At 47.5% G+C, this 26,833-nt stretch carries 17 protein-coding genes; 5 read left to right on the top strand and 12 right to left on the bottom strand.

Annotated features, from left to right (window positions below; all coding sequences use genetic code 11):
* The first annotated feature begins 332 nt into the window (after nt 1–332).
* From HMPREF9446_RS06055 to HMPREF9446_RS06035, 5 genes are all read left to right on the top strand, one after another.
* Nucleotides 333–2,222, top strand: a complete 1,890-nt coding sequence (locus HMPREF9446_RS06055) for a fimbrillin family protein (RefSeq protein ID WP_009124581.1) — start codon at nt 333–335, stop codon at nt 2,220–2,222.
* 96 nt (nt 2,223–2,318) lie between these two features.
* Nucleotides 2,319–3,272 (top strand): methylenetetrahydrofolate reductase [NAD(P)H], encoded by a 954-nt coding sequence (gene metF, locus HMPREF9446_RS06050; protein ID WP_009124580.1) that lies wholly within the window; start codon nt 2,319–2,321, stop codon nt 3,270–3,272.
* A gap of 52 nt (nt 3,273–3,324) precedes the next feature.
* Nucleotides 3,325–4,455 carry a DNA polymerase III subunit gene (locus tag HMPREF9446_RS06045; RefSeq protein WP_009124579.1) on the top strand — a complete coding sequence of 377 codons (1,131 nt, stop codon included), beginning with the start codon at nt 3,325–3,327 and terminating at the stop codon, nt 4,453–4,455.
* 6 nt (nt 4,456–4,461) lie between these two features.
* The gene (locus HMPREF9446_RS06040) at nt 4,462–5,793 is read left to right on the top strand and encodes a PSP1 domain-containing protein (protein ID WP_009124578.1); all 1,332 of its coding nucleotides are present in this window, start codon (nt 4,462–4,464) and stop codon (nt 5,791–5,793) included.
* Nucleotides 5,771–6,256, top strand: a complete 486-nt coding sequence (locus HMPREF9446_RS06035; protein ID WP_009124577.1) for a gliding motility lipoprotein GldH — start codon at nt 5,771–5,773, stop codon at nt 6,254–6,256. The genes HMPREF9446_RS06040 and HMPREF9446_RS06035 overlap by 23 nt, the downstream gene beginning before the upstream one ends.
* Nucleotides 6,257–6,264: 8 nt before the next feature.
* Here HMPREF9446_RS06035 and rodA read toward each other — a convergent pair whose 3' ends face one another.
* The 12 genes from rodA to HMPREF9446_RS05975 all read right to left on the bottom strand — a co-directional run bounded on the left by rodA (nt 6,265) and on the right by HMPREF9446_RS05975 (nt 26,739).
* Nucleotides 6,265–7,722 (bottom strand): rod shape-determining protein RodA, encoded by a 1,458-nt coding sequence (rodA, locus tag HMPREF9446_RS06030; protein ID WP_039968718.1) that lies wholly within the window; start codon nt 7,720–7,722, stop codon nt 6,265–6,267.
* Between the two features lie 48 nt (nt 7,723–7,770).
* A complete protein-coding gene (gene mrdA, locus HMPREF9446_RS06025) occupies nt 7,771–9,639 on the bottom strand; it encodes a penicillin-binding protein 2 (protein WP_009124575.1) in 1,869 nt (622 codons plus the stop codon).
* A 1-nt stretch (nt 9,640) separates the two neighbouring features.
* Entirely contained in the window at nt 9,641–10,141 is a 501-nt protein-coding gene (mreD, locus tag HMPREF9446_RS06020; protein WP_009124574.1) for a rod shape-determining protein MreD, read from the bottom strand.
* A gap of 71 nt (nt 10,142–10,212) precedes the next feature.
* Nucleotides 10,213–11,055, bottom strand: a complete 843-nt coding sequence (gene mreC, locus HMPREF9446_RS06015; RefSeq protein WP_009124573.1) for a rod shape-determining protein MreC — start codon at nt 11,053–11,055, stop codon at nt 10,213–10,215.
* 6 nt (nt 11,056–11,061) lie between these two features.
* Nucleotides 11,062–12,084 (bottom strand): rod shape-determining protein, encoded by a 1,023-nt coding sequence (locus HMPREF9446_RS06010; RefSeq protein WP_005652290.1) that lies wholly within the window; start codon nt 12,082–12,084, stop codon nt 11,062–11,064.
* Between the two features lie 85 nt (nt 12,085–12,169).
* The gene (gene purH, locus HMPREF9446_RS06005) at nt 12,170–13,693 is read right to left on the bottom strand and encodes a bifunctional phosphoribosylaminoimidazolecarboxamide formyltransferase/IMP cyclohydrolase (protein ID WP_009124572.1); all 1,524 of its coding nucleotides are present in this window, start codon (nt 13,691–13,693) and stop codon (nt 12,170–12,172) included.
* Between the two features lie 162 nt (nt 13,694–13,855).
* Nucleotides 13,856–15,892, bottom strand: coding sequence for a M13 family metallopeptidase (locus tag HMPREF9446_RS06000; RefSeq protein ID WP_009124570.1), 2,037 nt, complete (start codon nt 15,890–15,892; stop codon nt 13,856–13,858).
* Nucleotides 15,893–15,919: 27 nt separating this feature from the next.
* Nucleotides 15,920–17,878, bottom strand: coding sequence for an ABC-F family ATP-binding cassette domain-containing protein (locus tag HMPREF9446_RS05995; protein ID WP_039968716.1), 1,959 nt, complete (start codon nt 17,876–17,878; stop codon nt 15,920–15,922).
* 293 nt (nt 17,879–18,171) lie between these two features.
* Nucleotides 18,172–18,627 (bottom strand): DUF6078 family protein, encoded by a 456-nt coding sequence (locus HMPREF9446_RS05990; protein ID WP_039968681.1) that lies wholly within the window; start codon nt 18,625–18,627, stop codon nt 18,172–18,174.
* A gap of 119 nt (nt 18,628–18,746) precedes the next feature.
* Nucleotides 18,747–19,658 carry a glycosyltransferase family protein gene (locus HMPREF9446_RS05985; RefSeq protein WP_009124566.1) on the bottom strand — a complete coding sequence of 304 codons (912 nt, stop codon included), beginning with the start codon at nt 19,656–19,658 and terminating at the stop codon, nt 18,747–18,749.
* A gap of 123 nt (nt 19,659–19,781) precedes the next feature.
* Nucleotides 19,782–22,136 (bottom strand): translocation and assembly module lipoprotein TamL, encoded by a 2,355-nt coding sequence (gene tamL, locus HMPREF9446_RS05980; RefSeq protein WP_009124565.1) that lies wholly within the window; start codon nt 22,134–22,136, stop codon nt 19,782–19,784.
* A gap of 16 nt (nt 22,137–22,152) precedes the next feature.
* A complete protein-coding gene (locus tag HMPREF9446_RS05975; RefSeq protein ID WP_009124564.1) occupies nt 22,153–26,739 on the bottom strand; it encodes a translocation/assembly module TamB domain-containing protein in 4,587 nt (1,528 codons plus the stop codon).
* Nucleotides 26,740–26,833: the final 94 nt, after the last annotated feature.

Genomic DNA, 26,833 nt, shown 5'->3' with positions numbered 1-26,833 from the left:
ATATCTATGGTTTAACGTGTTACTATCTACGATTTTAGCGTGTAAAGTTAGACAAAAAATCAGAGTGTGATAAATAAATTATAAAAGTTTTTATTGATTTATAGTTACCGGATAGATATATAAAGCTACATTTGCTTTCATTTTTGACAAATAGTGCAATAAACAAAAGAGTGAAAAGTACCATGACTCCAAGCGAGGCATCCATAATTAGCATCTGAAAGCACAACAACTTTTTTATACCAATTCGGTTCTACTCAATCCTAAATTTTGATACACTAAATTACTGAGTACAACCGGAGAATGAATGTCATTCCTCCACAAAACATGATAACATGAAAAAACAAACTCTATCCACGGCTGCTTTCACCGCAATGTTATTTTGCTGTTCTTTATGGAATATAGCCTGCGTAAACGAAATCAACGAAGAAGTCCAAGAAGGGAACGTACCGATTACCTTCTCTACTAAAATAGGAAAAACGTCCACTAAAGCCACCAACACGGCTTTTGACAAAGGAGATGAAGCGGGGCTGTTCGCATTCCTGACTTCTTCAAGCATTGAACAGAATCCTTACATAGACAACCTACGCCTTGTATGCGGAGACAAATCAACGTTGATACCGGAAAAAGCCGTATTCTATCCCGAAGGTGACTTAACTTTAGACTTTATCAGTTATTACCCCTATCGGCCGGAAGGTAAAGCGGAAGGTTCATCCACAATTCCCGTATTCGTGGAAAAAGACCAAAGCGACAGTCTCAAACACTCAAAAAGTGATTTCCTGATAGCCCAAAAAACAAAGGTGAAAAGCAGTTCAAAAGCGGTAGAACTGGAATACTGGCATAAGCTTGCCAAAATAAAGATAGCCCTTACCCCCAGCCAAGATGAAAAAATAGAGGACATGCTGAAAGCCAACCCCAGAATCATTGCAACCGGATTCAAGACCCAGGCAAACTATAATCTCCAGGATGACACTTTCAGTGATTTTAATGGCGAGGCAGACATTGTCGCCTTTGGCAAATGGAGCATCGAGGAGGGCACACTAATCGGCAAAGAAATCGTAATCATCCCTCAGAATGCCAATGCAGACATACATTCTTTCACGATGGAATGGAACGGCAAACTATACAGTTGCGCCATACCCGACCTGGACTTGGAAAGCAGTACGGAATATACCATCAACATCTCGTCCATGCAAACCAACAGCAACACGTTCCAAGGGATTATCGGCAAAATAAGCAACTGGAAAACCGGAAGCAATGAAAACACAGACAACCAAAAAGAATATGCCACAATCCATCTGTCCGCCTTATCCTTCAAAAAATCCAATATCTACCGGGTGTACAACGGCGGAAAACCTGTAGCGGAAATTTGCAAGGAATATCTCCAATCGGAAAACCTCACCTCAAGGGCAATCGTAGCCTATCCTGTGCAAGACAATGAAGACACGGACCTGAGCCAGGGAACCGTCTTGCAACTTTTAGACCAGGAAGAAGCCATTAATGGAGGAAAAATAAGCTGGGATACAAATAAAAACAGTTTCAGCTATCAGAAAGGGAATTCTACCCCGATACTCCAATTTTACCTGAATGCCCAAAAAGAAATTCTTTTGGAAAACACCGTGGATGCCATCAACGTCAACGTCGCAAGCTACACTTTGAGAGACCTTAGAGACGGTACTTTAGAAGAATATCCGATCGTAAAGATAGGTACACAATATTGGATGAAAGCAGAACTTCGCGCAACGGCTTACCAGACCGGAGAAAAACTGCTCCGGCAAACGAATTTGGGTAAGGATGCCGGTTACTTCAAACCTGCCAATTACGACATATACTTCTACAATGGGGAAGCCGTACTCAGCGGCAAACTAAATCCCTCCGGCTGGAAAATCCCTTCAGAGGACGACTGGAACCAATTAAGGAAGTACACCAATGAAAGCGCCGCTTCGCTGAAAGCAGGCGAATGGGAAGTACTGTCCGCAGGTAAAGTGTCCCCTATAGACAACCTCACCATGTTCAACGCCTATCCGGTAGGAATGTGGTTCAACGGGAAACACTATAGTGTCCATAAAATGACAGGCTTCTGGAGTTGGGACGAAAGCAAAAAAAGCATTCCCGAACAAACCGTTTTCTTCATCGGCGAGGAAGACAAATTCGTTTCAAACGGAACCCTGGTCACCAACCAAGATTACTATAAAGCCCTTTCTATCCGCTGTATCAAAGAATAATAGCCTCTGTTTCTGCATTTCTCATTTCTTTTTCGTATTTTTGTTCCCAATGTACGCAAGATTTTTGCCAATCAGACAAAGATAACGAAAAAAGAAATGAGAGTAATCGACCTGATAAACAGCAACGAAAAAACAGCTTTTTCTTTCGAGATATTGCCTCCATTAAAAGGTACCGGGATTGAAAAGCTGTACCAGACCATAGATACATTACGGGAGTTTGATCCTAAATACATCAATATCACCACACACCGCAGCGAATATGTCTATAAGGACCTTGGCAACGGATTGTTTCAACGTAACCGGTTGAGACGCCGTCCGGGTACTGTATCCGTAGCCGCTGCCATCCAAAACAAATACAATATCACGGTGGTTCCCCACATTCTGTGCAGTGGCTTTACCCGCGAAGAGACGGAATATGTGTTACTCGACCTTCAATTCCTGGGCATTACCGACCTGCTTGTATTACGTGGTGATAAAGCCAAGCATGAGTCAGTGTTCACCCCCGAAGGAAACGGTTACCATCATGCCATCGAACTACAAGAACAAATCAATAATTTCAATAAGGGTATTTTTGTAGATGGCTCTGAAATGAAAGTAACCAATACTCCATTTTCTTACGGTGTAGCCTGCTATCCCGAAAAACATGAAGAAGCACCGAATATACATACGGATATCTACTGGTTGAAGAAAAAAATGGAAACCGGAGCCGAATATGCAGTTACCCAGCTTTTCTATGATAACCGGAAATATTTTGATTTTGTGGAACGTGCCCGTAAAGAAGGCATTACCATTCCTATCATTCCGGGTATCAAACCGTTCAAAAAGTTATCGCAACTCAGCATGCTGCCCAAGACTTTCAAGGTCGATTTACCGGAGGAACTGACAAAAGAGGCCCTGAAATGCAAGAGCGATGCGGAAGCCCGACAGGTAGGCATTGAATGGTGTGTACAACAATGCAAAGAATTGATGGCTCACGGTGTCCCAAGTCTGCACTTCTACTCTGTAGGAGCCACAGACAGTATCAAGGAAGTTGCCAAACAGATTTATTGAAAGATCAATAGTCAACGAATAACTTCAATCTTAAATAACAAATTATATTATCGTGTTCAGTTTTAAAGATATAATAGGACAGGAAGCCGCCAAACAAAGGCTTGTACAAGAAGTGCAGGAAGGACGCATACCGCACGCCCAATTATTCTGCGGGCCTGCCGGAGTAGGCAAACTCCCGCTGGCATTGGCGTATGCCCGTTATATCTGTTGTCCTGCCCATACGGAAACAGATGCCTGCGGCGTTTGTCCTTCTTGTGTGAAATGGAATAAACTGGTACACCCGGATGTACATTTCGTATTTCCTATCATAAACAAAGCCAAAAGTCCAAAGGTATCCGTATGCAATGACTTCCTCCCCCAATGGAGGCAGCAACTGCTGACCTCGCCCTATTTCTACCTCAGCCATTGGTTGGAAGACATGGGTGCAGAAAACAAGCAGGCTCAAATCTTTGCCCAGGAAAGCGATGAGATCATCCGGAAACTAAGTCTGAAATCCAGCGAGGGCAGTTATAAGGTAACCATCGTATGGCAACCTGAAAAAATGAACCAGACCTGTGCCAACAAACTGTTGAAGCTACTGGAGGAACCGCCCGAAAAGACAATATTCCTGCTCGTTTCCGAAACTCCGGAAATGATTTTACCCACTATTCTCAGTCGCACACAGCGTTTCAATATCCCCAAGATCGAGGAGAGCCATGTGGCAGAAGCCTTGCAAATGAAATACGGGGTAACAGCAGGAGACAGCACCACGATTGCCCATCTTGCCAACGGAGATTTCGTCAAAGCCTTGGAAACTATTCACCTGAATGAAGAGAGTGAGTTGTTCTTCAACTTATTTGTCAGTCTGATGCGCCTCTCCTATCAACGCAAAATACGGGAAATGAAGCAGTGGAGCGAACAACTTGCAAGTATAGGGCGGGAACGCCAGAAGAATTTCCTGGAATACTGCCAACGCATGATTCGGGAAAACTTCATCTACAACCTGCATTGCAAGGAAATGAACTATATGACTTTGCCCGAACAAAACTTCGCCACCCGGTTTGCCCCGTTCGTCAATGAACGGAATGTCATGGGTATCATGGGCGAACTGAGCGAAGCGCAGATACATATTGAACAAAATGTGAATGCCCGCATGGTATTCTTTGATTTTTCACTGAAAATGATTGTATTATTAAAACAATAGATAAGAATGGAATTTAAACTACATAACGGAAGCGGAGGTCTTTGCTGCAAAAGTTGCGGCAGGCAAGACAAGCAACTGAACACCTACGACTGGCTCGCCGACATTCCCGGCAATGCCGAAGAAAGCGACATGGTGGAAGTTCAGTTCAAAAATACCCGTAAAGGCTATTTCCGTAACAGCAATAAAATCCCCCTGGAGAAAGGGGACATCGTTGCAGTAGAAGCTACACCCGGTCATGACATTGGCGTGGTCACTCTTACGGGGCGTCTCGTACCACTGCAAATGAAGAAAGCAAATATCAAGTCGGAAGCTGATATCAAACGGATCTACCGCAAAGCCAAACCGGTGGACATGGATAAATACAACGAAGCAAAGAGCCGGGAACATTCCACCATGATACGTGCCCGTCAGATTGCCTTAAACCTCAATCTTGACATGAAAATCGGTGACGTTGAATATCAGGGAGACGGGAATAAAGCCATTTTCTACTACATTGCCGATGAACGTGTGGACTTCCGCCAACTGATCAAAGTATTGGCAGATGCTTTTCGCGTGCGCATCGAAATGAAGCAGATCGGCGCCCGCCAGGAAGCCGGACGCATTGGCGGTATAGGGCCGTGCGGGCGCGAACTATGCTGTGCAACCTGGATGACTTCTTTCGTATCGGTATCGACCAGTGCCGCCCGCTATCAGGACATCTCACTGAATCCTCAAAAATTGGCCGGACAGTGTGCCAAACTGAAATGCTGTCTCAACTACGAGGTCGATTGCTACGTGGAAGCACAAAAGCGCCTGCCTTCCAAAGAAATCGAATTAGAAACCAAAGACGGCAGTTTCTTTTTCTTCAAGGCAGATATACTCAGCAATCAGATTACGTATTCAACCGACAAGCATATTCCTGCCAACCTGATAACCATCAGCGGCAGACGCGCATTCGAGATTATCGGACTGAATAAACGCGGCATCAAGCCGGATAGCCTCATCGAAGAAACTCACCGCACCGAGCCCAAGAAGCCTGTAGACTTGCTGGAGCAGGAAAGCCTGACCCGCTTCGACCGCAACCGCAAAGGCAGAAACGGCGGCGAGAGAAATGGCGGCAACGGCAATGAAAACAACAACCGGAACAAGAAAAAGAAAAAAAGCGGTAACCGTCCCCAAGGAGGTGAACAACCGGCTGCCATCCAAGCCAATAATCAAGGAGAGCAACAGCCCAAACAAAGGGAGCAAAGACAGGGAGAACGTCCGCAACGCAACAATAACCGCAGACCGCCCCGTAACAACAAACCCAAACCTCAAGGAGATAGACCAACCCCCAATGACAAACCGGCCCAAGAATAGAAATATCTGTCTGAAAGGTATCATACTGCTGTTTGTCGCAAGCCTGTCAAGCGCTTGCGACAAACAGACTGTATATCATTCCTTCCAATCCCTTCCCAGTGAAGGCTGGATGCGAAAAGATACATTGTATTTCAATGTGAACGTCTCTGATTCACTGACGTATTACAAACTATCTATGGAAGTACGCAACCGAAACAACTACCCTTACCAAAATCTGTCCCTGTCCGTCTGCTATGATTCTCCTGACAGCGTTTCATTGCCGGCAGACACCATTCAACTGGCCTTAGCCGATACTGAAGGAATATGGAAAGGTGACGGCTGGGGCGGACTATACCAGACAGCAGTTCCTGCAGGAAGCATCCGAATCGACAAATCCGGAACCTACCGTTTCAAAATCGCTTATGTATTGCCTGACGAAACCCTGCAAGGGCTTAATGATATAGGTATCAAATTGGAAAAGTAAAATTCCGGTCACAGCCTCCGGTTACGCCCCGCGTCAATCCGCAAGAAAATAAACAACAAGATTGTAAAACCCCAGAGCGAAGAACCCCCGTAACTGAAGAAAGGCAACGGAATGCCAATAACCGGTGTCAATCCCAATACCATGCCTATATTGATGAACAAGTGGAACAGAAAAATACTAAGCACCGAATAACCATACACTCTACCAAACGCGGAAGGCTGGCGTTCCGCTACGGAAATCAAACGTAGTATCAACGTCAGGAAAAGCAACAGCACCACGGTAGAACCTATAAAACCTTCCTCTTCACCTACCGTACAGAAGATAAAATCCGTATCTTGTTCGGGTACATACTTCAACTTGGTCTGGGTCCCATTCAAGAATCCCTTACCGGTCAACCCTCCGGAACCAATCGCAATCTTCGACTGATTCACATTGTAACCGGCACCTGCCAAGTCTTCCTCCATACCCAGCACCACTTTGATACGTATCTGCTGGTGCGGTTCCAATACCTGATTAAAGAAATAATCACTGGAATAGAGAAAGCCAATGGAGCCCAGCGCAAACAGTCCGATCAGAAAATAAGCCAAATGACGTTCACTTAAAGACAGAAAGACAAGGTAACCGACAACAAGGACACAAAGCCCCCACTGTACCCATACCAAGTTGAAAGGTATAACATATTCTGAGATCAGATAAGCCACAAGCAGTGTGCCCAACGAACCCACCAGGATATTCCGTACAGGCTCCCACCTTTTCTTATACACCCACACCATTCCCCCGGCAAAAAGCAATACCATCAACAATACGGCAAACTCCCCGATAGGCGTCGGTGTATCAGCAATCATTACTGCATCAAAGCGGATGCCCACCACAAAATACACAACCGCACAAATTCCGGAAAACAAGACCACCCCCGGCATTCCTTCCCGGTAAAGCATCAGGAAAAAAGCAAGATATACCAGTGCCGACCCCGTCTCCCGCTGCAGAATAATCAGCATCATGGGAAACAGAACAAGAAAAGCCAGCATCAGTGCATTTTTCCAATTTTTCATGGTAAACGAGTAGGCACTCATATACTTGGCCAATGCCAATGCCGTAGCGAATTTGGCAAACTCGGCAGGCTGCAGGCTGACAGGCCCCAGAATCAGCCACGAACGGGAACCTTTCGTATCGGGAGCAATGAATATCGTGACAATCAGAAGCAGCATCAACCCTATATATATAAGGTAGGAAAACATATCATAAAGGGTATCATCCAGCATCAACAGGACAAATCCCAAGCCAAAAGAACATATAATCCAGACAAACTGCTTTCCCGCACGGGTAGAGAAATCCAAGAAGTCACGATCCCCATAATCATAACTCGCGCCACAAATACTGAACCAGCCAAATATAATCAGCATCAGGTAAACGGCAATCGTCACCCAGTCCAGTGATTTCCATATACTGTCTCTCCTCGTCACCAATTTATTTACAATTTTACGATTTATAATTGAAACCACTCAATCTTTTTATCATCTCTCTTCATCACCGTAGAGTATCACTCGATTACTGAATTCCTCCGCCCTTATTTCATTTTCAGGCGATAACTTTCCATGCAAATATTGATCCATCATCATGGCACCGATAGGCACGCCATAGGTCGCTCCGAAACCTCCGTTCTCCACATAAACCGCAATGGCAATCTTCGGATTATCCATTGGAGCGAAGCCCATGAACACGGAGTGGTCTTTTCCACGATTCTGGGCCGTCCCCGTCTTTCCACAAACGGCTACTCCCGGCAAGATAGCGCCTGCCATACGGCAGGTAGCACTCCCTGTACTGCCATCTACAGCAGCCCGCATACCTTTCACCACCTCTTCATAATACTCCCGGTCAATGGTAGGATATCGCGGAGTACGGTAAATACTGTCCAATTCATTATCTTGTATCTCCTTCACGATATGAGGAGTAATAAAATACCCGCGATTGGCTATAGTTGCGCCCAGATTGGCTATCTGCAAGGGAGTAGCAAGGATTTCGCCCTGCCCGATAGAAATACTTATCACCGTCAAGCCATTCCAAGAACCCCGGTATGCCTTATCGTAAAATTTGGCATTCGGTATCAGCCCCCGTTGCTCTCCGGGGAGATCCGTTCCAAGACGGTAACCGAAACCTTGTGATACCATGTGATCCTTCCATACAGTAATCGCATTCTGCGGTGAACCATATTTTTTGTCACCGAACATGCGGAACAACCCCCAACAAAAATAAGAGTTACAGGAAGTAGCAATAGCGGGAACCAAGGACAAAGGCGAAGCATGGCCGTGGCAGCCTACGTGCAAACCTCCATAATTAAACCCGTGGGCACAAGGATAGCTGGGATAGTCTTCATGGATAATTCCTTCCTGCAAGAAGGTCAGTGCCTGCGCCGTCTTGAAAGTAGAACCTGGAGGATAGGCTCCCATAATGGCGCGGTTCAGTAAAGGTTTCCGTTTATCCATCTGCAACAAACGATGATTCTTCCCGCGCTGGCGCCCAATCATGAGATGAGGGTCAAAGGTCGGCGAGGATACCATGCAGAGAATCTCACCGGTAGCGGGCTCAATGGCTACAATAGCCCCGATCTTATGTTGCAGCAGTCGCTCTCCCAACATCTGCAGTTCAATATCAATTCCCAACGTCAGATTCTTGCCGGGTATGGAAGGACGGTCCAGTTTCCCATCCATATAGTGCCCTTGAATACGTCCGTGAGCGTCACGAAGCAATATCTCCACTCCCTTTTCGCCACGAAGATATTTTTCGTAAGATTTTTCAATCCCCTGCTTCCCGATGTAGTCACCGCGAATATAGTAATCATCGTTCTCGATATCCTTCTTGGAGACCTCACCGATATCCCCCAAGGCATGTCCGGCAGAATTATAGGTATATTGCCGGATTGTACGGCGCTGGATATAAAAACCGGGAAATTTGAATAACTTCTCTTGAAACACTCCACACTCTTCAGCCGAAAGTTGCGTCAGGAATGTCTGATGTGTATATTTGGAATAACCGGGATTCATCCAACGGTTCTTTACATCCTTCATACGTTTCCGGAACTGCTCCAAAGTAATATTCAGTGTACGGCAAAGATCAAGCGTATCCAGCTGTGTCACTTCCCGCGGCACGAAAGTAATGTCATAGGCAGGCTGGTTAAACACCAGCAACTTGCCATTACGGTCATAAATAGCTCCACGTGAAGGATATTGTATCTTATTGAGAAAAGCATTGCTATCGGCATTCTTCTTGTAATCATCCGTCATGATCTGCAAGTCGAACAACCGGAACACGTATATAAAGACAATGACAACCGCTGCCATGCCTATCACATATTTCCGCTTTTCAAGTATATAATCTTTCGCCATTCTATTTCTTCCTGATTCCTTCTACAGCCATGATGCATGTCACAGTCAGCAAGGTGCTTGCCACCATTCTCAACAACAAAGTACCGATATGGGCAAAAGAGAAAAATTCAATGGCAAGCAACATCGCATGATGTACAAAAGCACTGACAATCAAATATTTCAAAAAAGGGAAAACCCCCATCGTACGAATAGAGGGTATTAAAGAGTCCAATGTATCACGAGGAACGAACAGACGAAGAAAAACAGGGCGCAGAAAAGCCAACAGAACTGTAGCCGAAGCATTCATGCCCGGAGTGTCGGAAAATATATCCACACTCAAGCCTAAGAAGAAAGCCCACAACATTAAAACATTACGGGGGACATCCGACTCAAACTTCAATATCAGATAAATATATAGAAACGGTGTGGCATATCCGGCAATATGCACGTTATTCAGAATCAGCACCTGCAAAAGCACCAAACCGACAAACCACCCTATTTTATGCAAATAATTAAAAACCAAGATTATCTACGATTTAACGATTTACGACTTACAATCAAGATTACCACATCGTAATCCTATCCGTTTTTCCCCTATTCCTTTTCCCGGGCTTCCAAGACCTTTTGCTCCTCCTGCCCGTTGCGCGAAATCACACGCACATTGCTCACCTTTCCAAAGTCCGTTGCCAACTTAATCTTCAACAGATATGAAAGTCCGTCATGCGAATCGGACATGTCATCTACCGTACCGACCAATACCCCTTCCGGAAACACAGCGGAATAACCACTGGTCACCACCGTATCACCCAAATTAAATTCCGCATGCCGGGGCAAGTCTTTCAGATAGGCAAAACGGGAATCACCTCCCTCCCATTTCAGATATCCGAAATAATCGCTGCCTACAATCTTGCAACTAATACTGGACTTACTGTTCAACAAAGGAATCACCAACGAGTAATGGGGGGAAGTCTTATAAACGATGCCCACCACGCCGTTGGCATCCACCACGCCCATTTCCGGACGAATGCTGTCTGCCGCGCCACGGTCAAGGGTGATGTAATTATCCGCCCGCGTCAGACTATTCTTCACGACATTTGCCTTAAAGATGTCATACTTTTCGGGCGACAGACGTTCCAGGCTATACAACCTTATAGAATCCAAGCCTTTCTCCAGCAAGGCTTTCTCCAGAAAAGCCACCCGTTGCTCCAGCCACACATTCCGGTCAAGCAAATCCTCGTTGACGGACTTCAGATGGAAATAAGAACTGATGCCTCCGGAAATTTCATAAACTTTCCCGGCTATTCCGTTGGCAGATGTAAAATAAACACTCTGCTGGTAATGGTTGAAACGGAACAATAAAACAAAACTGGTAACCTCTAATAACAGAAAGAGGAACCAGTAATTGTATTTAATGAGGAAGTTCAGTAAATTTCTCATGTCACGTTATCTCATCAAGAAAGAGAAACGGTCCACATTTTTCAATGCTACACCCGTACCTTTAGCAACTGCATGCAAAGGATCTTCCGCAATGTGGAACGGTATGTTGATCTTATCCGTCAGACGCTTGTCGAGTCCACGGAGCAAAGCGCCTCCACCGGCCAGATAGATACCGTTGTGTACAATGTCGGCATACAATTCGGGAGGTGTATTCTCCAATGCACTCAAGATGGCGGTTTCAATCTTGGAGATAGACTTTTCCAGACAGTGCGCCACTTCCTGATAACATACGGGTACTTCCATGGGCAATGCAGTGATACGGTTCGGACCGTGAACAATATAATCCTCAGGAGCATCCTCACCCAGTTCGGTCAAGGCGGCACCTACATTGATTTTGATACGTTCGGCCATGCGTTCGCTGACTTTCACGTTATGCTGGCGGCTCATATATTCCTGGATGTCGGCGGTCAAGTCATCACCGGCAATACGAATGGAATTATTGGAAACGATACCTCCCAAAGAGATAACGGCAATTTCCGTAGAACCACCACCTATATCAACAATCATATTGCCTTCCGGAGCTTCCACGTCGATACCGATACCGATAGCGGCGGCCATAGGCTCAAAAATCAAATAGACATCACGTCCGCCGGCATGTTCGGCAGAGTCGCGTACGGCACGAAGTTCCACCTCGGTACTGCCCGAAGGAACACCGATCACCATACGGAGTGAAGGGGAGAACAGACGGTTACGGTTGTTCACCATCTTGATAAGCCCGCGTATCATCTGCTCACAAGCGTAGAAGTCAGCAATCACACCGTCACGCAGAGGACGGATGGTACGTATATTTTCGTGGGTCTTTTCATGCATCAGCTTAGCCTTCTCACCCACGGCAATCATCTTATCGGTACGACGGTCCAATGCCACAACCGAAGGTTCATCCACCACAATCTTACCGTTCGTGGTGATGATGGTATTGGCTGTACCAAGGTCCATCGCTATTTCTTGTGTAAAAGAGAATAATCCCATTGTTTTAATTGTGAATTATGAATGATGAATTTTGAATTGTTGAATCTGGGCAGACCCATTCAAAATTCATCATTCACCATTAATATTAGTGTTTAAAATGACGGAACCCTGTCGTTACCATTGCAATGCCATGTTCGTTGCAATACTCAAACGAAAGTTCGTCCTTAATGCTTCCGCCCGGTTGGATAACAGCTGTCACACCTTCATTGCCGGCAATCTCCACACAGTCGGGGAAGGGGAAGAAAGCATCGCTTGCCATCACGGCGCCATTCAAGTCGAAACCGAAACTTTTGGCTTTTTCAATAGCTTGTTTCAAAGCATCTACACGGCTGGTCTGCCCTACACCGCTTGCCAACAGTTGCTTGCCTTTTGCCAATACAATAGCGTTTGACTTACTGTTCTTCACAATCTTGTTGGCAAACAGCATATCTTCTATTTCCTGGGCTGTAGGCGCTTTGGTTGTTACAGTCTTCAAATCTTCGGGAGTCTCCACCTTAAGGTCACGTTCCTGCACCAATACACCGTTCAGCAAAGAGCGGAACTGTTTCTTGGGCAAAGAGGCCTGTTTGCGTACCAGGATAATGCGGTTTTTCTTCTGACCGAGGATTTCCAATGCATCCACGTCATAATCGGGAGCGATAATCACTTCAAAGAATATTTTATTGATTTCTTCGGCGGCAGCCTTGTCAACCACAGCGTTAGTGATGAGCACACCGCCAAAGGCAGATACCGGGTCACCGGCAAGCGCATCGTTCCACGCTTCCAGTACCGTCGGACGTGAAGCCAGCCCACAAGCATTGTTATGCTTCAGAATGGCAAAAGTGGTATCTGTGAATTCATCAATCAGATCAACGGCAGCGTTGATGTCGAGCAGGTTGTTGTAAGAGATTTCCTTGCCATGAATCTGGTCGAACATGGCGTCGATATTACCGTAGAAATAACCCTTCTGGTGCGGGTTCTCACCGTAGCGCAACATCTTCTGGTTATTGGCGGACTGGCGGAAAGCGGAACCTTCCTCACCGTCAAAGTAATTGAAGATGGCCGAATCATAATGGGAAGAAACGGCAAAAGCCTCCTTGGCAAACCAACGGCGTTCTTCAAGGGAAGTAACGGCCCCGTGTTCCATCAACATGTCACGCAACGGCTGGTACTGGGCTTGTGAAGCGACAATCACCACGTCATTGTAGTTCTTGGCGGCAGCACGGATCAAGGAAATACCGCCTATATCTATTTTCTCGATAATGGCCGGCTCCTCGGCACCGCTGGCCACGGTTGCCTCAAACGGATAAAGGTCAACGATCACGAGGTCTATTTCGGGAATTTCATATTTTTCAATCTGTTGCATGTCTTGCTCCAATCCACGGCGGCAAAGAATACCTCCGAATACTTTAGGATGCAGGGTTTTCACACGCCCACCCAGGATGGAAGGATATGTCGTAAGGTCTTCCACCGCCTTGCAGGGATAGCCTAAGGATTCTATAAATTGACGGGTTCCGCCGGTTGAAAGGAATTCTACACCTTCTTCATGCAGTTTGGTAATGATTTCGTCCAAACCCTCTTTGTGGTAAACAGATACCAAAGCCGTTTTGATTCTTTTTGTTTCAGACATGATTTGCTTATTTAAAAAGTACGCGTATATTTAAATTAGTGGCGCAAAGTTACGAATTTTGTTCATTCTCACATACATTCATATACAATAAATTAGCTATAATTAAAAAAGGCGGCACCTGTTTCCAGCCTGCCGCCTTTCCGAATCCATTATTTTATTGGCTTACCAGATAGATACCCGTTTTTCCACCGGAACAAACATCGGGTCCTTTTCTGTGACATTGAAAGCTTCATACCAAGAGCCGATATGCGGCAACGCACCGTTCACACGCCAGATACCGAGCGAGTGTACATCGCTTTTCGTGCGGTTCAGCACTTCTTCAGGACGGATATCGTTTGCCCATACTCCGGCGTATGCCAGGAAGAAACGCTGTTCAGGAGTGAACCCCTCCATCACCGGCAACGGATTGGCGGCAGTAGCTTTCTTGAAAGCATTGTAAGACACCTGCAAGCCCCCATGATCGGCTATGTTCTCGCCCAATGTCATGCGACCGTTGGCATATACGCCCGGAGCCACCTGTATGCTATCAAAGAAGTTCACCATCACTTGAGCACGTTCGTCAAAGTTCTTGGCGTCTTCAGCAGTCCACCAATCTTTCAAGTTACCGTCCTTGTCATATTGGCGGCCTTGGTCGTCGAATCCGTGAGTCATCTCATGACCGATTACCACACCGATGGCACCGTAATTGAAAGCATCGTCGGCATTCATATCGAAGAACGGGTATTGCAGGATAGCAGCGGGGAAACAGATTTCATTGGTAGTGGGATTATAATAAGCATTTACAGTCTGCGGAGTCATCAGCCATTCGTCCTTATCAACCGGTTTGCCGGCTTTGGCAATCATCTCGGCATGTCCCCACTGATTGGCCCGTTCCATATTCGCCCAGTAAGAATCATCTTTGATTTCCAAGGTAGAATAATCTTTCCACTTGTCGGGATAGCCTATCTTTACGTGGAAAGTAGCCAGTTTCTCCAAAGCCTTCACCTTTGTCGAATCACCCATCCACTCAAGGTTACGGATACGTTCGCCCAAGCTTTCCTGCAAGTTCTTCACCAAAGCCACCATGCGTTCCTTGGCAGCGGCAGGGAAATATTTCTCCACATACATCTGTCCTACAGCCTCGCCCAAGGCAGAACTTACAGTACCTACCGCCTTTTTCCAACGGGGCTGCATCTCTTGTGTGCCGGACATCGTGCGGCTATAGAAATCAAAATTCTGTTCGGCCATAGCGTCATTCAAACAGCCGGCAGCAGCGTCTATCAACTTCCATTGCAAATAAAGTCCTTGTTGGCCGGCAGGCAGCGTATCCAGAATATCGGCAGCAGCTTTCAAAGAAGCAGGCTGGCCGACAATTATTTCCTTCACATCCTTCAACCCCAAGGCAGACAAGTATGCATTCCAGTCGAAAGTAGGATAAGCCTTCTGCAACTCCTGCATGTTCATCTTATTGTAGTTGGCATGCGGATTACGCAACTCGGTACGAGAGCGGAATGCCTTGGCAAGACGGGTTTCTACATCCATCACCACTTCAACGCCCTTCTTTGCCGTTGCTTCATCAAAGCCCGCCAATTGATACATTTTCTGTACATGGGCACGGAAGGCATTACGGATTTTAGCGGTAGCCTCATCGTTTTCCAGATAATATTCGCGTTCCCCCATACTCAAACCGGACTGATAGGATTGAACGGCATTCATGGAGCTGTTCATTTCGTCAGCCCCCACATACATTACATTGTAGGCAATGATACCCTTCTTCTGCAAGTCCCCCAGCAGTGCATAGACCTCTTTCGTATCCTTCAAAGCACCAAGTTGGTCCAATTCCGCCTTAATGGGTGCTACCCCTTCTTTGTTCAGCTTCACGCTGTCCATTACAATTTTATAGAGATCACCGATCTTTTGGGCTACACTGCCGGCTTCATGCCGGGTAGCGGCTAAATCTTCGATAAGTCCTTGAATCTGCTTGCGATTGTTTTCCGCCAGAATAGTAAAAGAACCATATTGTGAATATTCGGCAGGAATAGGATTATTCTTCATCCAACCTCCACATGCGTATTCATAGAAATCGGTTCCGGGAAGAGCCGTTGTGTCAAGATTGGCAAGCTGGATGCCGGCTGTTAGTTCCGCCTGCTGCTTGCCGGTGTTACAGGATGTTGCCATTAGACAGAATGCTGCAATGGGTAAATAATGAAATGCTCTCATACAATAAAAAATTTTGTTATAAAGTGATTACTGTTTCTTTGCTTCTTCCAATTCACTCGAAGCCTCATCCCACTCTTCCATTACACAGTCCAGTTGTTTTTTCAGCTTCTGATGCTGCTCATAAAGAGCCATGTCCGATGCACCCTCCGGGGTAGCCATCTTAGCTTCAAGAATGGCAATGGCAGATTCGGTCTGTTCTATTTCAGCCTCACAGTCTGCCACACGGCGCTCCAGTTTCTTGAGTTTCTTGTTGAGTTCTTTCTGGGCTTCATAAGAAAGTTTGTTATCCGAAGGGGCAACATTTTCTGCTTCTGCGGTCTTGGCAGTAATCGGCGAAGCGGACAAGGTAGGAGATTTCTGCAATTCGTTCAGGCTCTCTATCTGTTTCTTTTGAAGGAAATCATAGATGCCTCCGAGATGTTCTTTCACCAGTCCGCCACCGAACTCATATACTTTAGTCGCAAGGCCGTCCAAAAAGTCACGGTCGTGGCTGACAATTATCACCGTACCGTCAAATTCGCGGATAGCATCTTTCAGCACATCCTTGGAGCGCATATCAAGATGATTCGTCGGTTCATCGAGGATAAGGAAGTTTACCGGTTCCAGTAAAAGCTTAATCATAGCGAGGCGGGTTCGCTCGCCACCCGAAAGAACTTTCACCTTCTTGTCCGAAGCCTCTCCGCCAAACATGAAGGCACCGAGGATATCACGGATTTTAAGACGGACATCCCCTACCGCCACACGGTCGATTGTATCGAATACCGTCAAGTTCCCATCCAACAGCTGCGCCTGGTTCTGGGCAAAATACCCTATCTGCACATTATGTCCCAACGTGAGCTTTCCGGTATAGTCCCTGATCTCATCCATGATACATTTCACGAGCGTAGATTTACCTTCACCGTTCTTGCCTACGAAGGCTATCTTCTCGCCCCGGTTAATCGTAAGGTTTACGTCATGGAAGACCACATGGTTGCCGTATGCCTTGGCAACGTCCTCGCAGATAACGGGATAATTGCCGCTGCGGCTGCTGCACACGAACTTCAAGCGCAAGGAGGAGTTGTCCTCCTCATCCACTTCGATACGTTCTATCTTCTCGAGTTGCTTGATGCGGCTTTGCACCTGCACCGCCTTGGTGGCTTTGTAGCGGAAGCGCTCGATGAAATCCTCCGTGTCCTGTATCTGCTTCTGCTGGTTTTCATAAGCGCGGAGCTGCTGTTCGCGGCGTTCCTTGCGAAGTACCACAAACTCGTCATACTTCACTTTGTAATCATAAATACGCCCGCAGGTGATTTCAATGGTACGGGTGGTGACATTATTCAGGAAAGCCCGGTCATGGCTGACCAGTACTACCGCATTGGCCCGTGTGGCAAGGAAGTTCTCCAGCCACTGGATGCTCTCTATGTCAAGGTGGTTGGTAGGCTCATCAAGCAGCAACACGTCCGGACGGCGGAGCAGCAACTTGGCCAGTTCGATACGCATGCGCCATCCGCCGGAAAACTCGCTCGTGGAACGGTCGAAGTCCTTGCGGGCAAAGCCCAATCCCTGGAGCGTACGCTCTATTTCGGCACGATAATTGGTACCGCCCATCATCAGGAAACGTTCGTTCTCGTGGGTAAAGCGATCGATCAGCTTTTGATAGTCCTCGCTGTCATAATCGGTACGTTCGGCAAGCTGTCGGTTCATGCGCTCGATATCGGCCTGCATCTCAAAAATATGCTCGAAAGCGAGTTCGGCTTCCTGCATGACGGTACGCTCGTCACTGAGTATCATCACCTGGGGCAGATAGCCGATGGTACATTCGCGGGGAACGGCGACAACACCGGATGTGGGTTGCTGGATACCGGCCAATATCTTGAGCATGGTAGATTTGCCCGCACCATTCTTGCCCACAAGGGCTATGCGGTCTTTTTTATTGATGACGTAAGAAACGTCTTCGAACAAGGGTGTGGCGTTAAATTCGACTTTCAGTCCTTCTACGGATATCATAATGTCAATGAAATTAGTGTTCAGGACTGCAAAGGTAACGATTTTCAGCGTTATGCCACATCGCGGGCTCACATAAATCTTTCCGGAACCTTTTCCCCGGACAGCCCGCAACCGCCACCATCATGACGCAAGGCAGCCCCAGTGGGAATGGGAAGTACATTCAGTCGTTATGGGAAAGGTATTCAGTCGTTATGGGAAAGGCATTCAGTCGTTATGAGAACAGAGTTCCACTACCGGAAGAAACCATGGAACTCATATCCGGCTGGCTACAAGCACATTGCACCAACGCCCTCCTATCCCGGCAAAAGATGTTCGTCCCAATCGTATCCTTCGGTATATCTGTCGAATTCGGGAGCTATCCCAACCCCGTTGTGCGCGAAGATACGGGCAATTTCCTCCTGTTCTCCCGGAGGAAGCGGACGCTCCTGGTGCAGAATACGGTAATAGGTGCTTTTAGAGTAGATGCGGCGTATCCGGCTTTTCAGGTCCAAGGCAAGGGTATAGGGAATCTTGTCGAACATGGCATCTATTCCCCATGCCAGGCGCAGCTTACGGTTGCTGCGGAAATAAGGGCAGGAAGCGGTATCCTTGGGATAGGCGGCGGGATTCAGCGCCTTTACGGCAACAACGGATTCGGGGGCATGCAATGCGACCAGATGTCTGAGGCATTCGTTCCTGCGCGGGCACTTCCCGTTGAAACAATGAAGGTAGTTGAGAGGGACAGATTGGTAGTTGAAGTCGTCTTTCATTACAGGTTGTCTTTCTTTTTTTAGTTGAAGGTACAAATGTAGGGAATATATATATTCAAAAAAAAGGATCTGCCCCTTGTTTGAAGAGACAGATCCTTCTATTTTTCGGCTATCAGTCCTTAGAACAGTTTTGCAGGATATTCGCCCGCATCAACCAACGCCTGAATCTTATCGACCACACTCTGGCGATCTTCCGGATAAGTCACACCGAACCATTTGCTGGTAGTGTCAAGTACCTCACAAGTTGCAGTACCGTCGTTAATCAACTTATCCACCATCAACGGAATGAAGAATTCGCTCTTCAGGTTTTCCATATTCTTCGGATCGCTGAGGAATGTCTTGAAGAACTCCTGGCTATAAGCAAAATAATCGGGAGTAAAGCCCCAGAAGTTCATGCTGACCGGAGTGTTCTCGGAAGTAGCCGTCCATTCGCCATTGTCGTCAATGTACTTCACTTCACCGTCCATGCGCTGGATCTTGGTACGTTCTACTACGGAAGTCAGCAGATGGTTTGCATCTGTTCCGCAAAGACCGCGGGAAACGGTACCGCTGTCGCTCAGAGTATTGCCGATGCGGAAACCTACCATAGAATATACGTTCTTGGAACCTTCGGGAAGCGCAGAAAGGAATTTACCCATCACCTGGAATGAGTCGCGGCCGTAGAAGTCGTCACAATTGATGACAGCAAACGGTTCCTTGATTACATCGGCACCCATCATTACAGCATGGTTGGTACCCCAAGGCTTAGTACGGTCTGCCGGGCAGGTAAATCCTTCGGGAAGTGCATCCAAAGCCTGGAATACCATTTCACACGGGATATGACCTTCATATTTAGAGATGATTTTATCACGGAAATCCTGTTCAAAGTCTTTACGGATTACAAAGACGAGCTTACCGAACCCGGCATTGATAGCATCGTAAATAGAATAATCCATAATAGTTTCGCCGTTAGGACCCAGTCCGTCCAATTGTTTCAAGCCACCATAACGGCTGCCCATACCGGCTGCCAGTAAGAATAAAGTTGGTTTCATATCAGTTATTATTAAAAGGTTAGTGTATCATTGTTGATAACTGCTGCAAATGTACAAAAATTTATGACTGCTCATATCGAGTTTTAGTCCATTCTTTAGCATAATTCATTCAAAAACGTTCTTTTAGAACGGATAACCGATTGCAAAATGCAACGCCATGCTATCCTTGAACTTAGGAATGTTATAATATCCCGACTTGCCTGTGTCATACGGATCATGCAGCCCGATACCCAGATCGAGACGAAAGACCAGGAAATCCAAGTCATAACGCAATCCTACTCCTGTGCCAAGCGCTATCTGCTTCGCGAAATTCTTCAAGGTGAGTTCACCGTGCGGGCGGTTCTCTTCCTTACGCATCAGCCAAACGTTACCCGCATCCAGGAAGACTGCCCCGTGAAGATCAGAGATGATGCGGAAACGGTATTCCACATTGGCCTCCATACGAATATCCCCCACATGATTGATGAAAGAGAACTTGTCTTCTTTATCAGGCGGATAACCACCGGGACCAATACTGCGGGCGCTGAAAGCACGCACACTATTGGCACCGCCGATATAGAACTGTTCCGTATAAGGAGCAGCCTGCATGTTGCCATAAGACCAGATGACACCGCCTGCAACACGCGATGCAATCATCTGGTTCTTGTCTATCCTGTAATGGTAACGCAACTCCGAGTTCAATTTCAGAAACTGTGCAAAAGGTACTCCAAGCAGTTCTTTTCTTCTTTTATTGAACGGTTCGCCAAAAGCACGGAAAATAACAGAAGTTATGTTACCTGCCGAGGCAACAGTGGTCTGCCACCAGATAGGATTACGCTTACGCGGCAAAGAGGCATTGTCGTATGTATAAGTATATTCCATAGCCGGAATAAACTGGTCGCGCAAACTGACATAAAGTGCGGGATTCTCCGCCTGCAAGTCATTGAAAGCCTGTGTCGGGTCTCTCAGCACATTGAATGTCAACCGGAAAGGAGTGATACTGTGTTTACTGGTAGGCTTCGGCTGGAAGTCGTAAGTCACATTGCCGCCAAACGCCAGCAACTTATAGTACTTGGCGCGGTTCAACTGGTTGGCATACAATTTGAAAGTCGTAGCCGCCGGGAAGTCATATTCACGATCGCCCATGCGGGGAAACACAACACGGGGAAACGTCAGTGCAGTAGAGATACCCAGTTCATAACTGTTCATCAGCGAAGAACGGTCTTTACCGGTCTGCCACTCGTACGAACCGTCCAACTTCACATTCCAGCTTTCACCGCCGCCGAACACATTGTTCTTGGTCACCGTGAAGGAAGCGCCGGGTCCCATCTGGTTGTTGCTCTTCATCTTGACATTAAAGTCAAGTTCAGCGTCGTATGGCTTGTCCAGAGCTGCATATATATTCAAATCAAGCGTGTCGGAAGCAAAGGTCGTATCCCGCGGAGTATATTGCATTTCCACATAACGGAAAATACCGACATTGGCCAAACGCTCCTGCACGCGCGTCTGTCTGTACAAACTATACAGGTTTTCCATGGAACGGCGGCGCGACATGCCGGTACTGTCCTGTACCTGGCGTTTTTTACGGTATCCCTGATAATTCAGCCAACGGTAAAGCATGTTGGGACGTACCCCCGGTTTGTTATAATAATGGATTTGTATTCCTTTATAGTCCATACTGTCATTAGGCTGCTGTCCCTGTTTGCCCATCAGATATACCGACTGGTTTCCAACATAGAATGGCTTTTCGGCCACCGCAGGCATACCGGCTACGGGTATCATACGCATGCTGACGTGTCCTCCCGGAACCAGGGTGGTATCAGCCTGGTAAGTCAGGTAATCGGGACGGAAATAATAACAGCCCACATTACGCAGCAAAGTACTGATACGGGTACGCTCTCCGTCAAGGTCGGCCACATTAAACTGTTCACCCGGACTGATGAGCGAACGGCGGCGCGACAATTCCATAATGCGCCGCGTACGGTCACTGAATCCGCGGTAAACCACCGTATCAATAAAATAAGGATTCCGCATATTCACCGTATATTGTAATTTGGCCTTCAGGGAGTCCTTCGGATCTACAAAGGTCTTGTAGCTGACCGTCCCGTTAAAATAACCATAATCACGCAACAGGTTAGCCGCCGCTTTCTGCCGGATTTCCGGAGTGACGGAAGACATCAGCACCGGAGTGGCGGCAAAACGGTTGAATATCCATTTGCCGACTCCTTTCTGGTACTTTACAAAGCCATTATAGATCCATAACCCCATCGGGAAAGGAATACGCAGGGTCGAACTGCCTAAAAATGAATTATTCGGTGCCTTGGCAAGCGCCGCCTCCACTTCCTCCATCGCAGTCTCACCTACCGGAGTGGTGCTCCGGTTCTCAACAATCATAGGTTTCTGTCCGGTATATAATACTTCCCCTTCGGGCAGATGCTTCGTTGTAGAGCACGCTGCCAGAATCATGACTCCCACTATGTATATTATCAGTCGTTTCATATCGTTTATTGTCCTGTCACTTCCTACTTTGTCCCTTTTCTTCTTGTTGTCCCGCCACTTTGTTCTTTTTCTTCCTGAAGATAAAAAGCTCACCCAGCCGGTCCATCTTCTTGCGAAGCACAAGACCTACCCCCGTTTCTGTGATTTCACCGTCCAGTATGCTTTCGTAGTTCTTGTCATAGAATACACGGATATAACGGGTCCCGGATACATCCAGGCGATACTCCAGAGAAATATTGTCGATGAATGACTCGACGTCGTTCGTAGCATTGGCACCGGTAGATACCTTGCCGCCAATCACAATCTGTATGCGGTCGTTGAAGAAGCGCTGCGAATAACGGAAACTATAATCCGTTTGCTTATCGCCCGTTTCGGACGAAGTACGGTCTTCAATCCCCATACTGAGAGAAGCGTTTTTCAGATTGCCGGTCAAAGAGTTAATCTGGCTTTGCAACACACTGTTCAATGCCGCTCCCATTGTCAGGCCTCCACCTTTACCGCTATTGTTGAGGTAGATACCGGTAGCAAGCATGGTAATGGCCTGCTTGCTGCGTTCTTCCGCACCCATAGCCTGCAATTCATTTTCGACAGTGGCGTCATCGGGAGCGGAAATGTCAAAGATCAGTTCCGGTGATTCCAGACGGTTCTTGATTGAAATGGATACATCGAAATTAACCATGCGCGAGCCGTCACCGCCATCCGCATCGGCTACAGAAGCACGCATGCGTTCGGTAGCCTTCAGGTTCAAGGTAGGATTCATGATATTGCCGCGCCAATCCACGTAGCTGCCGGGATTGAACTGGAATTCCTTCAACGGGATGATGGGCAACGAATATTTCATGATACCGCCCGAAAGGGTATAACGGCCGGTGAGGCTCATATCTCCTTGTGGAGTGTATTGCATATTCAGGTCACCGCCACCTTCCAATTCTATAAACTTGCTGCGGTCAGGGCTAAGGTCGGCACGAAGGCGGACCGCATCGTCAATATGGACGGACATGAACATCTCCAGCCCTCCCAAAGACATGGCAGGAGTCTCGCTCTCCTTAACGGAGGTAGTATCATTGAAGGAGGTAAAGGTTACCAGCCCGTCAAGGCGGTCCTCCACGGTCAAAGGAGAATCTGTCAAAACATACGTTACATTGGTATTGCCCAACAAGTTCATATTCCCACGCATGGTCAACGCATCAAGAGGCCCTTTCACCGTGGCACGGAGATCGACGAATACCTTGCCGTAAACCAGGCTTTCGCGGGTACGGGGAGCATCCAGCAGGGTATAGTTCTCGGCCAACAAATTAAGATTGGCAGTGGGACGCTCCAGGTTACGGAAATCAACCTTGCCATCTACCGTAAACGGATTCTTGCTGGTAGTATAAATAGCGAACTTGTCAAATATCAGCTGATTGTCCTTTATCTGCAACGGCCGGTTGTCAAACCAATAGCGCGCGCCTGCCTGACGGGCATATACAGATACACTGTCCAATGAAATGTCCCCATGCATTTGAGGTTTCTCCAACGGGCCGTAAATATACATGCCGCCATCAACGTCTCCTGTAAAGGAAACCATCCGGTCCGGAACGAAGGCGTTGGCAATCCGCAAAGGGAAATGCTCGAAGCTGGTGGTGACTTCCAGCGTATCCTTACCGTTCTTCTGAGTCAGAATACCATCGGCGGTCAGCACCTCCTGATTATCGATCATAAAGTATGTATTCAAATAATGCGTCCCCCCGTCGCCCGGCAACCAGGTAGCCCCCAATCCGATATCTCCCACCTGTTGGCGCTCATAAGTCAGTTCATCGATATTGGCTTCCGCAGAAACCTGCAAGGAAGTAGCCGTCTGTATGTATTTGGCCTCCGCAGAAAACAGACCGGTCAAGCGAGGCATATAAGGCAGCACCTCGCTCAATTCACTCAGACGCAGGCGGCTCAACTCCACATTTATATTCTGCAAGGAAATGGAATCACTCCTGTCGGACTGCATGCGGAAACACAACCCGTCGTCACTGTCCATATCCACATTGGCATACACCCGCATATTCTTATGCAAGTAAATCCAATTACTATTATCTACAAAACGGAATTTACGGAAAGCAATGACAGGTTCGGCAGGTATAAGGTTCAGAACCACACCGTTTCCTTTGCCGTTACCTTCGGTCAGCGGACGGGCATTGACACCGAACAACACACCGGTTTGTCCTTTTCCGTCCACATAGTCAACGGTCAGTTCGGCATCTTCATTGCGGATTTCACCAGTCAAGGTACTGCGGAACACAAACTGCGGATTCTTCGGTCCGTTAATAACCCCACCCTGCAACTTCATACGGGCGGTATCCTGCTTCACGGCAAAAAAGATAGTATCCAGCTGAAGGGAGTCCATGTGCAACCCATGCACGGAAGTACGCCCGTTGATGCCCACTTGTGGAGTAAAGCCGAAACTCAGCTTGAGATCATGGTATGATATACCTTGAGTGGCAAGGAAATAGCTGGCAGGATTCTGATTCCCCGCTTTCAGATGCATCCCTGCCGAAGGCAGTACACGGCGTAAGGCAGCATGGTCCAGCCGCCGTTCCTCTATTTGTTTGGTCAGGATGGAGACGAATTCATCCGACTGTTCCAGTAATTTCTCCAAAGTGCTGTGGGCACGGAAGCGGAAGTCCAGATCACCGGCATCCAGATTCAGTTTAATCGAATCATGACGTGCTTCCGCCCCCAGGTTGAAAGCAAACGGATGTCCCATCGGCTTGGGCGCAATGCCCAGTTTATGCAAATCGAGCTCTTCGACCTCCAGATTGAGTTTGCCGTCGAGGTAACGGCGGTCCAGGCGCATATCGGCCTCTCCGTGCATTTTCAGCAAAGCATTATCACTGGTCAGACGGACGGTAGCGAGGGAAGATTTCAATCCGGCATGCAAATCTACCCCCGACACATTCCAATGCCCGTATTGCAGTTCTTTCAAAGAGGCTTCCAAGGCGGCAACGGTTTTACGGGATGCCATATCCACCCCTTGCCCCTTGGCGGAAATATGGGCCGTCAAAGTATAGATGGAATCTTTAGGCAAGAAATGATGCACTTGCAAGGCATTGATATCAAGATTGGCATGGTAAGCCTCGGTTGCCAGATTATAGGAAGCATCCAGCCCCAAGAGTCCTTCACGCTCTTTCACCTTCAAATCTGCCGTACATTGCGTTCCTTCTATCCCCAGGCGGGCAACCAGGTTCATACTGTCGGGCACTACGACAGAGCCGTCGGGAGTGACACCTGTAAGCCCGGTCAGGAAGTTCAGATTCTGCGTCTGCATCTCGAAGTCCATCTTGCCATTACGGGTCAGGCTGTCGGTCAGATTCCAGAACTCGCCGCCACCGCTCACAGAGAAGGCTCCGGGCAAGTCGGCTGTGAAGCGGGAAATTTGCATTTGCTTCAGATTCCCTTCCGTACCGGCATGGATGACAAGCGGACGGAACGGATAAGCCTCTTTGAAGGTTTCGGGCAGCCCTCCGGCAAAAAGCAACACGTCTTGCTTGCCGATTCGGGCATTGAAGCGGGCGGAAAGACGGCCGGTAGTGGGAATGTTTATCAGTTCCCAATAGGTCTGTGCCGTAAAGTTCATCTCACTATGCGGGGTAAGCAACTGCAACGAAGGGACACGGATTACCGAAGAATCGGCAAAGAGGCGTCCGGTAAGGGAAGTCACACTCAAGCCGGAACGTTCGTTCATGGAAAACTCACGGATAACGGCATTCATGTTTCTGCCGTAATACATCACGGAGTCAATGCCCAGGCGAATGTCCCGCAAAGCAATATGCGAAGCATCGAAACCTTCCGCCGGTCTTATGGCGGTACTGTCGGCAGGATCCAAACGGCCGGTATCATAGTTGACGGACGAACCGGTAAGGAGGAATTTCTTCCAGCCATAAAACTGATGCTTCAAGTCGGCAGCAGCATCGGCAATCTCGGCATTCCCCACATGGGCTGCCATACGCATGGAGTCAAGCGGCATCTGCAAGCCAACCGACACATTCTTCAGTTTCAATTTATGGAGGGCCACTTTCCAGTTCACCGCGGTTCCGGTAGTATCTTCAGGAGTATCGGTAGTATCGGCAAGCAGCACTTGCACATGGGTATCGCTCAGTTCAACAGTATTGAGGATCGCGTCTTCCTTAGTGAGGTCTATGCCGTGGCTTTCAAGAAAGAAATGCCCGAGTACACCTTTTACCCGCATCCCCTCTATCAGATTGGAGGAATTGACAGCAACCTGTTTCAAGGTAATGTCGTCCACCTCCACTTTCCCCTTCAACAAAGGCCACGCCTGCACACGTACATCCAGGCTTTCCAGGTTCAGCAAGGTATCGGGATGCTGCACACCGGCAGTGCCGTCAACCGGTTGTACCACAAGCACGCCACGGACCAGCAGATTCAAAGGGAAACGTAAATCAATCCGTTCCACGGATATATCCATACCCGTGGCATCTGACGCAATCGCTGTAGCTTGCTTCCGTATGAAACTTTGTACGGGAGGCACATAAAGCAATATCATCAGTATTATAAATAGTGTTATAGGAGTGAGCAGCACCCAGAGTGCTATTTTCAACCATTTTCTTCTCATCGGAACATTAATCAGTCGTCAATTTAAAAGTCCTACAAAGTAAACAAATTCTTGTGACATTTGGTTGCCCGCCCATGAAAAAAGAGTAATCGGA

It is taken from the genome of Bacteroides fluxus YIT 12057, from assembly GCF_000195635.1.
GTDB lineage: Bacteria > Bacteroidota > Bacteroidia > Bacteroidales > Bacteroidaceae > Bacteroides > Bacteroides fluxus.
The sequence above is the reverse complement of the archived record's forward strand: the minus strand, read 5'-3'. Positions and strand labels throughout refer to the sequence as shown.

Excerpts from the sequence above, each read along its gene's own strand:
- HMPREF9446_RS06010 (WP_005652290.1), bottom strand. The coding sequence starts at position 12,084 with ATGGGATTATTCTCTTTTACACAAGAAATAGCGATGGACCTTGGTACA.
- HMPREF9446_RS06040 (WP_009124578.1), top strand. The coding sequence starts at position 4,462 with ATGGAATTTAAACTACATAACGGAAGCGGAGGTCTTTGCTGCAAAAGT.
- HMPREF9446_RS05985 (WP_009124566.1), bottom strand. The coding sequence starts at position 19,658 with ATGAAACCAACTTTATTCTTACTGGCAGCCGGTATGGGCAGCCGTTAT.
- HMPREF9446_RS06055 (WP_009124581.1), top strand. The coding sequence starts at position 333 with ATGAAAAAACAAACTCTATCCACGGCTGCTTTCACCGCAATGTTATTT.
- mreC (WP_009124573.1), bottom strand. The coding sequence starts at position 11,055 with ATGAGAAATTTACTGAACTTCCTCATTAAATACAATTACTGGTTCCTC.
- metF (WP_009124580.1), top strand. The coding sequence starts at position 2,319 with ATGAGAGTAATCGACCTGATAAACAGCAACGAAAAAACAGCTTTTTCT.
- mrdA (WP_009124575.1), bottom strand. The coding sequence starts at position 9,639 with ATGGCGAAAGATTATATACTTGAAAAGCGGAAATATGTGATAGGCATG.
- HMPREF9446_RS05995 (WP_039968716.1), bottom strand. The coding sequence starts at position 17,878 with ATGATATCCGTAGAAGGACTGAAAGTCGAATTTAACGCCACACCCTTG.
- HMPREF9446_RS06035 (WP_009124577.1), top strand. The coding sequence starts at position 5,771 with ATGACAAACCGGCCCAAGAATAGAAATATCTGTCTGAAAGGTATCATA.
- purH (WP_009124572.1), bottom strand. The coding sequence starts at position 13,693 with ATGTCTGAAACAAAAAGAATCAAAACGGCTTTGGTATCTGTTTACCAC.
- HMPREF9446_RS05990 (WP_039968681.1), bottom strand. The coding sequence starts at position 18,627 with ATGAAAGACGACTTCAACTACCAATCTGTCCCTCTCAACTACCTTCAT.
- HMPREF9446_RS06000 (WP_009124570.1), bottom strand. The coding sequence starts at position 15,892 with ATGAGAGCATTTCATTATTTACCCATTGCAGCATTCTGTCTAATGGCA.
- tamL (WP_009124565.1), bottom strand. The coding sequence starts at position 22,136 with ATGAAACGACTGATAATATACATAGTGGGAGTCATGATTCTGGCAGCG.
- HMPREF9446_RS05975 (WP_009124564.1), bottom strand. The coding sequence starts at position 26,739 with ATGAGAAGAAAATGGTTGAAAATAGCACTCTGGGTGCTGCTCACTCCT.